7 protein-coding genes and 1 pseudogene are annotated in these 13,252 nt (G+C 71.0%); 4 read left to right on the top strand and 4 right to left on the bottom strand.

Annotation, left to right across the window (positions count from 1 at the left end; translation table 11 throughout):
* Positions 1–355: 355 nt before the first annotated feature.
* The 3 genes from QIS99_RS08985 (at position 356) to QIS99_RS08975 (ending at position 5,037) form a co-directional block, all read left to right on the top strand.
* A complete protein-coding gene (locus QIS99_RS08985; protein ID WP_282512152.1) occupies positions 356–2,476 on the top strand; it encodes a DNA gyrase/topoisomerase IV subunit B in 2,121 nt (706 codons plus the stop codon).
* A 282-nt stretch (positions 2,477–2,758) separates the two neighbouring features.
* Positions 2,759–3,268: a DUF485 domain-containing protein gene (locus QIS99_RS08980; protein ID WP_282512150.1), complete on the top strand. Its 510-nt coding sequence runs from the start codon at positions 2,759–2,761 to the stop codon at positions 3,266–3,268.
* Positions 3,265–5,037 carry a solute symporter family protein gene (locus QIS99_RS08975; RefSeq protein ID WP_282512149.1) on the top strand — a complete coding sequence of 591 codons (1,773 nt, stop codon included), beginning with the start codon at positions 3,265–3,267 and terminating at the stop codon, positions 5,035–5,037. The genes QIS99_RS08980 and QIS99_RS08975 overlap by 4 nt, the downstream gene beginning before the upstream one ends.
* Before the next feature lie 149 nt (positions 5,038–5,186).
* Here QIS99_RS08975 and QIS99_RS08970 read toward each other — a convergent pair whose 3' ends face one another.
* The 3 genes and pseudogenes from QIS99_RS08970 to QIS99_RS08960 all read right to left on the bottom strand — a co-directional run.
* A complete protein-coding gene (locus tag QIS99_RS08970) occupies positions 5,187–5,906 on the bottom strand; it encodes a response regulator (RefSeq protein WP_282512147.1) in 720 nt (239 codons plus the stop codon).
* Positions 5,903–7,513: an ATP-binding protein gene (locus tag QIS99_RS08965; RefSeq protein WP_282512333.1), complete on the bottom strand. Its 1,611-nt coding sequence runs from the start codon at positions 7,511–7,513 to the stop codon at positions 5,903–5,905. The genes QIS99_RS08970 and QIS99_RS08965 overlap by 4 nt, the downstream gene beginning before the upstream one ends.
* Positions 7,514–7,866: 353 nt before the next feature.
* Positions 7,867–8,817 (bottom strand): annotated as a pseudogene (locus tag QIS99_RS08960) (sucrase ferredoxin); the annotation flags it as partial.
* A gap of 822 nt (positions 8,818–9,639) precedes the next feature.
* Here QIS99_RS08960 and QIS99_RS08945 point away from each other — a divergent pair.
* Positions 9,640–10,740, top strand: a complete 1,101-nt coding sequence (locus QIS99_RS08945) for a CobW family GTP-binding protein (protein WP_282512146.1) — start codon at positions 9,640–9,642, stop codon at positions 10,738–10,740.
* A gap of 2 nt (positions 10,741–10,742) precedes the next feature.
* Here QIS99_RS08945 and QIS99_RS08940 read toward each other — a convergent pair whose 3' ends face one another.
* Entirely contained in the window at positions 10,743–13,196 is a 2,454-nt protein-coding gene (locus QIS99_RS08940) for a DNA gyrase/topoisomerase IV subunit A (protein ID WP_282512145.1), read from the bottom strand.
* Positions 13,197–13,252 lie beyond the last annotated feature (56 nt).

The raw sequence follows: 13,252 nt of genomic DNA, 5'->3' as shown, positions 1-13,252 counted from the left end.
CTGCCGGTTGGCGGCGAATGTGCCGTATTACGTCTTCTACGGTTTTCGCGTGGGTTTGCAGAGTCTTGCTTGCCGTCTTCAGTTGTGGTCCAGCTCGGCCCTCCCCGGCCTGACGAGCGGCCGGTTGTTCATGAGGACGTGCCCGGAGCCTAAATGGTTCATGCCTGCTTGGGAACGTGATGTGAGCATCACCCCATCGAGGGATCGAACATCCATACGACGCTGGACTAGGCTGACGGTCAGTTGAGGGTGGCGTTACATCGGCTCTACCAGGCCTCGGTACCCTCTGAGCGGCGACCGATGCCGACCCTCTCTCCAGGGGGTCCCAACAGAAATTCAGCGAGGAGCGAAACGCGTGACCGCCGAGACGTCCGTGTCGTCCACAGAGCTGCTTTCCGGGGCAGACCGGGACGGTTCCAACTACACCGCGCGGCACCTGCTCGTCCTGGAGGGGCTCGAAGCGGTTCGCAAGCGTCCGGGTATGTACATCGGCTCGACCGACAGCCGCGGTCTGATGCACTGCCTGTGGGAGATCATCGACAACTCCGTGGACGAGGCCCTGGGCGGTCACTGCGACCACATCGAGGTGATCCTCCACGAGGACGGCTCGGTCGAGGTGCAGGACAACGGCCGCGGTATCCCCGTGGACGTCGAGCCCAAGACCGGCCTCTCCGGCGTCGAGGTCGTCATGACCAAGCTGCACGCGGGCGGCAAGTTCGGCGGCGGCTCGTACGCGGCCTCCGGCGGTCTGCACGGTGTGGGCGCCTCCGTGGTCAACGCGCTCTCGTCGCGGCTCGACGTCGAGGTGGACCGCAGCAGCAAAACGCACTCGATCAGCTTCCGCCGCGGTGTGCCCGGCCAGTTCACCGGCGACGGCCCGGACGCCTCCTTCGACGCGGCGGGCGGCCTGGTGAAGGGCAAGCGCATCCCCAAGACCCGTACGGGCACGCGCGTGCGCTACTGGGCGGACCGCCAGATCTTCCTCAAGGACGCCAGGCTCTCCCTGGAGAACCTGCATCAGCGCGCCCGCCAGACCGCGTTCCTCGTGCCGGGCCTGACCATCGTCGTACGCGACGAGCGGGACCTCGACGGGATCGGCAAGAGCGAGGAGACCTTCCGCTTCGACGGCGGCATCAGCGAGTTCTGCGAGTTCCTCGCCACGGACAAGCCGATCTGCGACGTGGTCCGCCTCTCCGGGCAGGGCAGCTTCAAGGAGACCGTGCCGGTCCTCGACGACCGCGGGCACATGACACCCACCGAAGTCACCCGGGAACTCGGCGTGGACATCGCGCTGCGCTGGGGCACGGGGTACGACACCACGATCAAGTCGTTCGTGAACATCATTGCGACGCCCAAGGGCGGCACCCACGTCACCGGCTTCGAACGCTCCGTGACCAAGACGGTCAACGAGGTCCTGCGTACGCAGAAGCTGCTGCGCGTCGCCGAGGACGACATCGTCAAGGACGACGCCCTGGAGGGCCTCACCGCGGTCGTCACCGTGCGCCTCGCGGAGCCGCAGTTCGAGGGGCAGACCAAGGAGGTGCTCGGCACCTCGGCGGCCAACCGGATCGTGGCGAACGTCGTCGCCAAGGAGCTCAAGACCTTCCTGGCCTCCACCAAGCGCGACGCCAAGGCGCAGGCGAGGGCCGTCCTGGAGAAGGCCGTCGCCGCCGCGCGTACGCGGATCGCCGCCCGTCAGCACAAGGAGGCGCAGCGCCGGAAGACGGCCTTGGAGTCCTCCTCGCTGCCGGCGAAGCTCGCGGACTGCCGCAGCGACGACGTGGACCGCAGCGAGCTGTTCATCGTCGAGGGTGACTCCGCGCTCGGCACGGCCAAGCTCGCCCGCAACTCCGAGTTCCAGGCGCTGCTTCCGATCCGCGGCAAGATCCTCAACGTTCAGAAGGCGTCCGTCTCGGACATGCTGAAGAACGCCGAGTGCGGCGCGATCATCCAGGTCATAGGAGCCGGGTCCGGGCGGACCTTCGACCTCGACGCCGCGCGCTACGGCAAGATCATCCTGCTGGTCGATGCCGATGTGGACGGCGCGCACATCCGCATCCTGCTGCTCACGCTCTTCCAGCGGTACATGCGGCCGATGGTGGAGGCCGGCCGGGTCTTCGCCGCCGTGCCGCCGCTGCACCGCATCGAGCTGGTCCAGCCCAAGAAGGGCCAGGACAAGTACGTGTACACGTACTCGGACAACGAACTGCGTTCCACGCTCCTGGAGTTCGAGCGCAAGGGCGTGCGCTACAAGGACTCGATCCAGCGGTACAAGGGCCTCGGCGAGATGGACGCGGACCAGCTCGCGGAGACCACCATGGACCCGCGGCACCGCACGCTGCGCCGGATCAACATCAGCGACCTGGAGTCCTCGGAGAAGGTCTTCGACCTTCTGATGGGCAACGAGGTGGCGCCCCGCAAGGAGTTCATCACCAGCTCCGCGGCCACGCTGGACCGCTCGCGCATCGACGCCTGAGTACGTCTCGCGCGGACCGATCTCGGGCTCGCTCCCTATGGCGATCTCGGGCTCGCCCCTGTGGCCGATCTCGGGCTCGTCGCTGTGTTGCCGAGGGGCGAGCCCGGATTGTGCCGGAGGGGCGAGCCCGGCAGTTTCCCCGCGCCGAGCCCGGCAGTTTCCCCCGCGCCAAGCCCCCGGTCACCTGATGGGGTGAAGCGGGAGGATTGAAGTGTCGGGATCTTCACGTTCTGCCCATCCTTGGGCACGCGGCCGAAGTGGGCCGCGGACGAGGAGAGTTCGGTGGACAAGCGCGAAGATCCCGACGCCGGGAAGGTGCGGCTCAGCGGTCCCGGTGAGCTCGACGACCCCTGGCAGGACGCACTCGCCTCGGGATGGGCCGGGTGGGAGGCAGCCGGTGAGCCCGCGCCACCCGTCCCGCACGCGCGCGGGACGGCGCAGGACGGGCCGGGCGAGCCCGCCGTGAGCGCTGCCGACATCTATCTCGAAGTGCAACGGAGCCCCGCGTTCCAGGAAGTCCGGCGCAGGTACCGGCGGTTCGTCGTACCGGCCTGCATCGCGTTTTTCACCTGGTACGTGGCGTACGTGGTGGTGGCGACCACCGCGCCCGAGCTGATGGCCCGGCCCGTGGCCGGCTCGGTGAACGTGGCGTTGCTCGCCGGGCTCGGCCAGTTCCTGTCCACCTTCCTCCTGACCTGGGCCTACGCCCGGCACGCGCGGCTGCGCCGGGACCGGGCGGCCCTCGAACTCCGCTGGGACACCCAGGAGTTGACCAGGGGAGTCGAGCGGTGAGCGAAGATCACCAGACCCTGGCCCTCGTCCTGTTCAGCGCGTTCGTCGCCGTCACGTTGGCCATCACCACCTGGGCGAGCCGCAAACGGCACGGCACGGCCGAGGAGTTCTACGCGGGCGGACGGCTCTTCACGCCGATGGAGAACGGTTTCGCCATCGCCGGTGACTACATGTCGGCGGCCTCCTTCCTCGGCATCGCAGGCCTGATCGCGCTCTACGGTTACGACGGGCTGCTGTACTCCGTGGGCTTCCTCGTCGCCTGGCTCGTCGTGCTGTTCCTGGTGGCCGAACTCGTCCGTAACTGCGGCCGGTTCACGCTCGCCGATGTCGTGGCGGCGCGGATGAGAGAGCGGCCCGTTCGGATCGCGGCGGGAACTTCTTCGGTGACCGTGTCCGTTCTCTATCTGGTGGCGCAGATGGTGGGGGCGGGCAGCCTGGTCGCGCTACTGCTCGGCGGGACGAGCGGGGCGGCGCAGAGCTGGACGGTCGTCGGTGTCGGCGCGCTCATGGTCGTCTATGTGTCGTTGGGAGGGATGCGGGCCACCACGTGGATCCAGATCGTCAAGGCAGTGCTGCTGATGGGCGGGGCGATCGCGCTCACCGTGCTCGTCCTGGTGCGCTTCCACGGCGACTTCAACCAGTTGCTCAGTACGGCGGCGGAGCGCAGCGGGCACGGGGAGAAGTTCCTCGGCCCCGGCCTGAAATACGGGGGGAGTTGGACGGCACGACTTGACTTCATCAGCCTGGGCCTCGCGCTGGTGCTCGGCACGGCGGGGCTGCCGCACATCCTGTCGCGGTTCTACACCGTGCCCACGGCGCGTGCCGCGCGGCGCTCGGTGGTCTGGTCGATCGGGCTGATCGGCACCTTCTACCTGATGACCGTCGTGCTCGGCTTCGGGGCCGCGGCGATCGTCGGCTCGGCGGAGGTGCGGCGCTCCAACCCTGCCGGGAACACGGCGGTTTCGCTGCTCTCGCTCGACCTCGGCGGAGGCGCGGACTCCACCGGTGGGACGATCCTGTTCGCGATCGTCGCCGCCGTCGCGTTCGCCACGATCCTGGCGGTCGTCGCGGGCATCACGCTCGCCTCGTCGGCGTCCGTCGCGCACGACCTGTACGCGTCGCTGCGCGGGCGCGGCAAGCCGGTCGCGTCGGGTCGGCCGGTGGGGGCCGGTCGGCCGGTCGAGCCGGAGCGGACGGTCGAGTCGGTGGAGGAGCCGGGGCAGTCCGTCGAGCCGGAGTCCGTCGAGCCGGACCAGTTCGTCGGGCCAGGGCAGTCCGTCGAGCCGGAGCAGTCCGTCGAACCGGTCGAGCGGCAGGTCAAGCCGCGTAGTGAGGTTGCCGTGGCGCGGGTCGCGGCGGTGGGGATCGGGGCGGTCGCGATCGGGCTCGGGCTGCTCGCGCGTGACCTGAACGTGGCGTTCCTGGTCGGCCTCGCCTTCGCCGTCGCGGCCTCCGCCAACCTGCCGGTGCTGCTGTACTCGCTGTTCTGGCGGGGCTTCACCACACGCGGCGCGGTCTGGTCGGTGTACGGCGGTCTGGTGCCCGCGCTGGTCCTGGTCGGGCTGTCGCCGGTGGTCTCCGGCAGCCCGGCAGCGATCTTCCCGGGCGTCGACTTCCAGGTGTTCCCGCTGCGAAACCCCGGCCTGGTCTCCATCCCGCTCGGCTTCCTCGCGGGCTGGATCGGCACGGTGACGTCCGGTGAGTCGGCGGACGAGGCCAGGCACGCGGAGACCGAGGTGCGGTCGCTGACCGGGGCCGGGGCTGTGTGAGGCGCGGAGGGGTCGAGTCAGCGAGCCCGCGCATCGGCCCGTCGCACTGCCGGGTGCCGGGTGCCGGGTGCCGGGTGCCGGGTGCCGAGCCGGGTGCCGGGAGCCGAGTGCCGGGTTCGGAGTGCCGAGTGCCGGGTGTCGGCCGGGTGTCAGTCCCCCGAGCTGCCCGACCTCGCCCACGCGTACCGGTGTTCCGGCCTCCCCGTGTCCCCGTACTTGAGGGAGAGGCGGACGCGGCCCGAGCGTTCCAGGAGCTTGAGGTAGCGCTGGGCGGTCTGACGGCTCAGGCCCGTGCGGTCCGCGAGTTCCTGGGCGGAGAGCGGGCCCTCGGCTGCCATCATCGCCCGCCGGACCAGCTCCGCCGTGCTCGGCGAATGGCCCTTCGGGAGTTCGGGCTCGGGCGTGGCCGAGAGGGCGCCGAAGATCCGGTCCACCTCGGCCTGTTCGGCCTCGCCGCCGCTGTCGAGGGTGCGCCGCAGCCCCGCGTACGCCTCCAACTTCGCGCGCAGGCCGGCGAACGTGAACGGCTTGACCAGGTACTGCAGCGCGCCATGCCGCATCGCCGCCTGGACGGTGGCCACGTCGCGCGCCGCGGTCACCATGATCACGTCGGTCTGGTGGCCGCGCTCGCGCAGCAGCCGTACGAACTCAAGGCCGGTGCGGTCCGGCAGGTAGTGGTCGAGCAGCACCAGGTCGATCGCCGTGCCGCCGGACGCCGACTCCTCGACCAGGCGCAGCGCATCGCCCCCGGTGTGCGCCTGGCCCGCGACGTGGAATCCCGGGACCTTCGCGACGTAGGCGGCGTTCACCCCGGCCACGCGCACGTCGTCGTCGACCACCAGTACGTTGATGCCGCCGCTGCCGCTCATGGGCGTTCCTCCGCGTGCGCGAGGTCGGTTTCGGTGAGGGCCTCCGGCAGGACGACGGTGAACTCCGCGCCGCCGTCCGGGGCTTCGCCCACGTAAGCGCTGCCGCCCTGGCGTTCGGCGAGGCGGCGCACCAGGGCGAGGCCGATGCCGCGCTTGCCGTGGGCGGGCGGTTCCTTCGTCGACCAGCCCTCGGTGAAGATCAACTCCCGCTGTTCCTGCGCCACTCCGCCCCCCGAGTCCCGTACCCGCAGCTGCACCGAGCGGCCCTCGGCGCGCAGCGCGACCTCCACGCGCGGGGCCCGGCTGCCGACCGCCGCGTCCAGGGCGTTGTCGACGAGGTTGCCCGCGATCGTCACCAGGCCCTGCGGGTCGATCAGCCGGTCCGGCAGCCGGGTGTCGTCCGAGATCCGCAGCGAGACCCCGCGCTCCGCGGCGACGGCGACCTTGCCGACCAGGAGCGCCGCGAGCAGCGGATCGTGCAGCTTCTCCGTGACCTGCTCGGCGGTGGCCCGGTGCGAGCCGACGGTCTCGCCGACGAACTCCACGGCGTCGTCGTACATCTCAAGTTCGAGCAGGCCGAGCAGGGTGTGCAGATGGTTGGCGTGCTCGTGGTCCTTGGCGCGCAGGGCGTCGATCAGGCCGCGCGTGGAGTCCAGCTCGCGGCCGAGGCGCTCCAGTTCGGTGCGGTCGCGGAGGGTGGCCACGGCGCCGCCGTCGTCGGTGGGCATGCGGTTGGCGACCAGGACACGCTGGCCCCGCACCGTGAGGAGATCGGTTCCGGTGACCCGGCCGGCGAGCACATCGGTGGTCCGGCCGTCGCCGAGCGCCTCGTCCAGCGGCCGGCCGATGGCCTCGGGGCCGAGCGTGAGCAGCCGCTGCGCCTCGTCGTTGAGCAGCCGGATGCGGCCGTTCCGGCCGAGCGCGACGACACCCTCACGGATGCCGTGCAGCATCGCCTCGCGCTCCGCAAGCAGCGCCGAGATATCCGAGAAGGCCAGGTCACGGGTCTGCTTCTGCACTCGGCGCGAGATCAGATAGGCGGCGAGCGCCCCGACGGCCAGGGCCCCGCCCGCGTACGCGAAGAGCCCGGGGATGGAGGAGATGAGCCGGTCGCGGACGCTGTCGTACTCGATGCCGACCGAGACCGCGCCGACGATCTCCCCGTCCGCGCGCAGCGGGACCTTGCCGCGGGCGGAACGGCCGAGGGTGCCGTCGTCGATCTCCATGACCTCGTGGCCGGCGAGCGCCTCGCTGGGGTCGGTGGAGACGAGCCTGCCGATCTCGGCGGGGTTGGCGTGCGACCAGCGCACGCCGCGCTCGTTCATGATCACGATGTACTCGGCGCCGGTCGCCTCGCGGATCCGCTCCGCCTCGGCCTGTACCGGCCCGCTCGGGCTCGGCCGGGTGCCGGTCAGGTCCTCGGCGACCTGCGGCTGTGCCGCGGTGGTCTGCGCGATGGCGAGGGCGCGGCGCATCGCCTGGTCGTCGAGCTGATCGCTCAGCGGCGCCAGGAACAGGCCGGTGGCGAGCACCGCGACCCCGGCGGCGATCGCCAGCTGCATCACGAGCACCTGCGAGAAGACCCGTCGGGGCAGGCCGATGCGCATCCTGCGCCCACCGCTCACGGTGACGGTGCCTTCAGGCCGGGGCCCGGGGGGAGTGCTGCGTTCATGGAGAAACGGTACGGCGTGGGGCGGGTCGGCGGTCAAAGCCGGTCCGGGTCACGGACAGCGGGGCCGTCGGCGGCTGGGCCGTCGGAGTCTGGGGTGAGGGCGGCTGGGGTGACGGAGTCCGGGGTGACGGCGTGGGTGTCTGCGCGGCTGTCCCTGTCCGCGTGGCTGTCGGGGTGGCTGTCGGGGTGGCTGCCCGCATGGCTGTCGCTGTCCGCATGGCTGTCGGGGTGGCCGTCGGTGGCCGGGGTGCCGGTTTCGGGCGCGAAGGGGACGGGCGGGCCCGGCGTGGCCTCGGCCCGTACCGCGATCACGTCCATCCGGGCCGGGGTGCCGAGCGCGGCGCCGCAGCTCTCCGGACGCGGCGGCAGCGCGGTGCCCTGGGCGACCGTGACGCGCCACCGGCGCCCGTCCCCATGTGCCACGACCACATCCCAACGCGGCGCGGCGTCCGCCGTAAGGCCGTCGTCACCGGGGTCTTCGGTACGGACGACCGACAGCACCCCCGCCCGGTCCTCACCGCTCGCCCGGCGTACCGCAAGCTCCGCCGCCTGCCCCGGCCGCTCCCAGGCGGAGCCGCCCCGGCACCCGTCCACGACGACCCGCCCCTCGGCCGCCGCCGCCAGCACCCGGCGCACCTCGCCCGCGCCTGCCCGCCCATACGCGTAGCCGTAGGGCAGCACAAGCAGCGTGGGCGAGAAGCGGTGGCCGCCGAGGTGGGTGACCTCCCAGGCGCCGGGCTCGCCCGCGGCGGTCAGCTCGGCGGCGAGCGGGCGGCCCAGCAGGGCGCAGCAGCGGTCCCGCTTGCCGTTGGTGCAGACGAGGGCGAGGGGCGCGCCGGTGTGCGGGGCGGCGCCGAGGGCCTGGCCGAGGCTGTGGTGGTCGCCCTTGCCGAGCGCGGCGAAGTCCAGCTGCAGGAGCCGCGCCGGGTCGTCGATGACCGCGCTGTGCAGCCAGGTGCTGGGGGAGCGGGGGTCGACATGTGCCGCGTACACATGGCGCCGGGCCGCGGTGTGGCAGTCCGCGTGGCGGCCGGTGCGGCGGATCAGGGCGATGCGTACGCCGGTGCCCTCGGCGGCGGCTTCGAGGGCGCGGCCGAGTTCCGGGTCCAGGTGGCTGGAGGTGAGGGCCTTGGCGCCCCAGGGCCCGGGCTGTTCGAGGAGCAGCCAGGTCCGCGCGGTTGCGGCGGTGCCGGCGAGGGGTTCGTCCAGGTCTTGCGAGGTGGTGGCGCACGTACTCACGTAGGTGAGCCTAGCCTGACGTGTGCGGGCGGCGGGGGCGGCGGTCGCGGCGGTGGTGGTGACGGGGCGGGGAGGCGGCGCGCGAGGGAGGCCGGCGGGCAACTCTGTGGTGGGCGAGGAGCAAGGTGTTCGCCCGGCTCGTCGGTCTGGTGCTGCCGGAGTCGCAGAACCCGATCTTCCTGGCGTTCACCGAGGCCATCGGCGGCGCATCGCCCAGCAGGGCCGCACCCCGGTCCTGTGCACACAGACCAAGGGGGCGTGTCCGAGGCGGCCGGTTGCCGGTTGCTGGTCGAGGACGTGGGGCGCGCTGTTCTCCCTGGACGTGCAGGGGTGAGGCGAGGTGATGCGCCGTGCGGCGGTCGAACTGCTCGCGCTGCAATTCGCCGGGGGTACGGTCCCTACTGAAGAGTTGGTGTTCGAGCCGGAGTTGGTCGTACTGAGGTCGATCGGGCAGATGCCGAGAAGGGTGAGGGCCGGACACTTGCAACGCGTCTTCCGAGTGCGGTGCTGCAGACTCATGTGGCCAAGTGGGCCAGGTATTTTCCGGTAGGCCGGGCCCTGCTCAGGTCTGCGGGCTGGGTGAGTGGGGCCCTTCTGGAGAGGCCTCTGACACCCACTGGGACGCAAGGAGTCGGCGCCGTTCTCCATGCGTGCCCGCCTGCGCCGATGGCAATCGTTCACATCGCGCCCCGGAACGCCCGACCATGACTGCTGTGCCGCCCGGGAGCGCACTGAGGGGCGTGCCAGGGGGCGCGCTTATCCTGGCCGGAGTCCATGCCGGTGTTCGGCAGGGGCCGGGCAGTTCCGTACGAAAGGTGCAGTGTGGGCAAGAGGCAGATCCCCGTCGTCGTACTCGCCGGGTTTCTGGGGTCCGGGAAGACGACCCTCCTCAACCAGCTCCTGAGGCAGAGCGGCGGCAACCGCATCGGCGTCGTCGTCAACGACTTCGGGGCCATCGAGATCGACGCGATGTCGGTCGCCGGGCAGGTGGGTTCGACCGTCTCGCTCGGCAACGGCTGTCTGTGCTGCGCGGTCGACGGCAGTGAACTTGACGCGTACCTGGAGAAGTTGACCCGCCCCTCCGTCGGCCTCGACGTGATCGTCATCGAGGCGAGCGGCCTCGCCGAGCCGCAGGAACTCGTACGGATGCTGCTCGCCAGCGACAACCCGAACATCGTGTACGGCGGACTCGTCGAGGTCGTCGACGCGGCCGAGTTCGACGCCACCCGGCAGCAGCACCCCGAGATCGAGCGTCATCTCGCGCTCGCCGACCTCGTCGTCCTCAACAAGACCGACCGGGTCGAGGCGGACGCCCTGCGGCGGTTGCGGGCGCGCGTCGACGGGTTCGCGGACGGGGCGGCGGTGGTCGAGTCGACGTACGGCCGGATCGACCCGGAGCTGCTCTTCGACGGTAAGCCGAAGGGTGAGCGCTTCGGGCAGCTGTCCTTCGACGACCTGCCCGACGAGGACGGCCTGCCCCATGAGGACGGCCTCCACGGGGAGCACCGCCACGCCCACCTGCACGCCGCCTACGACAGCGTCTCCTTCGCCTCCGACGTCGCCCTGCACCCCCGCCGCCTGCTCGACTTCCTCGACCAACGGCCCGAAGGGCTCTACCGGATCAAGGGATTTGTCGACTTCGGCCCCTACGACCCGCGTAACCGCTACACCCTGCACGCCGTCGGCCGCTTCCTGCGCTTCTACCCGGAGCCCTGGCCCCGCGACGCCGAGCGCGGCACGCAGCTCGTCCTCATCGGCTCCGGAGTCGACGGCGCCGCCCTGCACACCGCCCTCAAGGACTGCCGGGACGCGGCGTCGCAGGACGCCGGCCTCGAAGAGGTCATGTGGGGCGTCCTGCGGTACGTGGACGAACGCGACCCCGAGCCCCGGACCGGAAGTCCGGAGCCCGAGCCCGCCGACTAGCCCTACACCGGCCCCGAGACCGCCGCCACCGGCTTGGCCAGGGAGACGCCCGAGCCGTCGCGGCGCGGGTCGACCTCCGGCAGCTCCGCCGGTGTGCCGTTGCGCTGCGCCGCACGCGCGGGCACCGCACCGGCCCAGGCGAACGACAGGCAGTCCTCGCCCTTCAGGAACCGCTGGCACCGCACACCGCCGGTGGCCCGGCCCTTGCGCGGGTACTGGTCGAACGGCGTGATCTTCGCCGTGGTCTGCACCGAGTCGTCCAGCGTGCCGCGCGAGCCCGCCACCGTGAACACCATGGCGTCCACCGCCGGGTCCACCGCGTTGAACGAGATCACCTTCGCGCCCTGCGCCAGCTTGACGCCCGCCATACCGCCCGCGGGCCGGCCCTGCGGGCGGACCTGCGAGGCCTGGTACCGCAACAGCTGCCCGTCGTCCGTGATGAAGACCAGGTCCTCCTCGCCGGTGCGCAGCTCGGCCGCGCCGACGATCCGGTCCCCGTCCTTGAGGGTGATGACCTCCAACTCGTCCTTGTGGGAGGGGTAGTCGGGCACGACTCTCTTCACCACGCCCTGCGCCGTGCCGAGCGCGAGGCCCGGCGAGGACTCGTCGAGCGTCATCAGGCAGACCAGCTCCTCGCCCGCCTCCAGGTTCAGGAACTCCGCTACCGGCGCCCCGCCCGAGAGGCTGGGCGCGGCCACCGTCTCCGGGAGCTGCGGCAGGTCGATGACGTTCAGCCGCAGCAGCCGGCCCGAGGAGATCACCGCGCCGACCTCGCCCCGCTGCGTGGCCGGCACCGCCGAGACGATCACGTCGTGCTTGGCGCGCTTGGCCTCGGCGTCGAAGGGAACCTCGCCGGTGGCCGTACGCGCGAGCAGGCCCGTCGACGAGAGCAGTACGCGGCACGGGTCGTCGGCGACCTCAAGGGGCACCGCCGTGGCCGGGGTGCCGGAGGACTCAAGCAGGACCGTGCGCCGGTCGGTGCCGAACTTCTTGGCCACCGCGGCCAGTTCGGACGAGACCAGCTTCCGAAGCTCCGCGTCCGACTCCAGGATGCGGGTCAGCTCCTCGATCTCGGCCTTGAGCTTGTCCCGCTCCGACTCCAGCTCGATGCGGTCGTACTTGGTGAGGCGGCGCAGCGGGGTGTCCAGGATGTACTGCGTCTGGATGTCGCTCAGCGAGAAGCGCTCCATCAGTCGCTCCTTGGCCTGCGCGGAGTTCTCGCTGGAGCGGATGAGGCGGATCACCTCGTCGATGTCGAGCAGCGCGACGAGCAGGCCCTCGACCAGGTGCAGGCGGTCGCGCTTCTTGCCGCGGCGGAACTCGCTGCGGCGGCGTACGACGTCGAACCGGTGGTCGAGATAGACCTCCAGGAGCTCCTTCAGGCCGAGCGTGAGCGGCTGGCCGTCCACCAGTGCGACGTTGTTGATGCCGAAGGACTCCTCCATCGGCGTCAGTTTGTAGAGCTGCTCCAGGACGGCCTCCGGGATGAAGCCGTTCTTGATCTCGATGACCAGGCGCAGGCCGTGGTTGCGGTCGGTGAGGTCCTTGACGTCGGCGATGCCCTGCAGCTTCTTGCTGCCGACCAGGTCCTTGATCTTGGAGATGACCTTCTCGGGGCCGACGGTGAAGGGGAGTTCGGTGACGACCAGGCCCTTGCGGCGCGGCGTCACGTTCTCCACGGTGGCCGTCGCGCGGATCTTGAAGGTGCCGCGGCCCGTCTCGTACGCGTCCCGGACGCCGGAGAGGCCGACGATGCGGCCGCCCGTGGGCAGGTCGGGCCCCGGGATGTACTTCATCAGCGTCTCAAGGTCGGCGCCCGGGTGCCTGACCAGGTGGCGGGCGGCCGCGATCACCTCGCCGAGGTTGTGCGGCGCCATGTTCGTGGCCATGCCGACGGCGATCCCGGACGAGCCGTTGACCAGCAGGTTCGGGTACGCCGCGGGCAGCGCGACCGGCTCGTGCTCCTGGCCGTCGTAGTTCGGCGTGAAGTCGACCGTGTCCTCGTCGATCGACTCCGTCATCAGCGAGGTGGCCGTGGCCATCCGTGCCTCGGTGTACCGCATCGCGGCCGGCGGGTCGTCGTTGCCGAGCGAGCCGAAGTTGCCGTGGCCGTCGACCAGCGGCACGCGCATGGAGAAGGGCTGCGCCATGCGGACCATCGCGTCGTAGATCGACGCGTCGCCGTGCGGGTGCAACTTACCCATGACCTCGCCGACGACGCGGGCGCACTTCACGAAGCCGCGGTCGGGGCGCAGGCCCATCTCGTTCATCTGGTAGACGATGCGGCGCTGCACCGGCTTCAGTCCGTCCCGGGCGTCCGGCAGGGCCCGGGAGTAGATGACCGAATACGCGTACTCAAGGAAGGAGCCCTGCATCTCGTCGACGACGTCGATGTCGAGGATCTTCTCCTCGTACGCGTCGTCGGGCGGCGGGGTCTTCGTGCTGCGGCGGGCCATCGCTGCTGCGGCTCCTTCACGTTCCTGTGCGGGGCAATCTCCAGTTCTGACGCCGA

Source organism: Streptomyces solicavernae, assembly GCF_029968095.1.
Taxonomy (GTDB): domain Bacteria; phylum Actinomycetota; class Actinomycetes; order Streptomycetales; family Streptomycetaceae; genus Streptomyces; species Streptomyces solicavernae.
This window is presented reverse-complemented; position numbering and strand designations above follow the sequence as displayed.

Excerpts from the sequence above, each read along its gene's own strand:
- QIS99_RS08970 (WP_282512147.1), bottom strand. The coding sequence starts at position 5,906 with ATGAGCGGCAGCGGCGGCATCAACGTACTGGTGGTCGACGACGACGTG.
- QIS99_RS08965 (WP_282512333.1), bottom strand. The coding sequence starts at position 7,513 with ATGCGCATCGGCCTGCCCCGACGGGTCTTCTCGCAGGTGCTCGTGATG.
- QIS99_RS08940 (WP_282512145.1), bottom strand. The coding sequence starts at position 13,196 with ATGGCCCGCCGCAGCACGAAGACCCCGCCGCCCGACGACGCGTACGAG.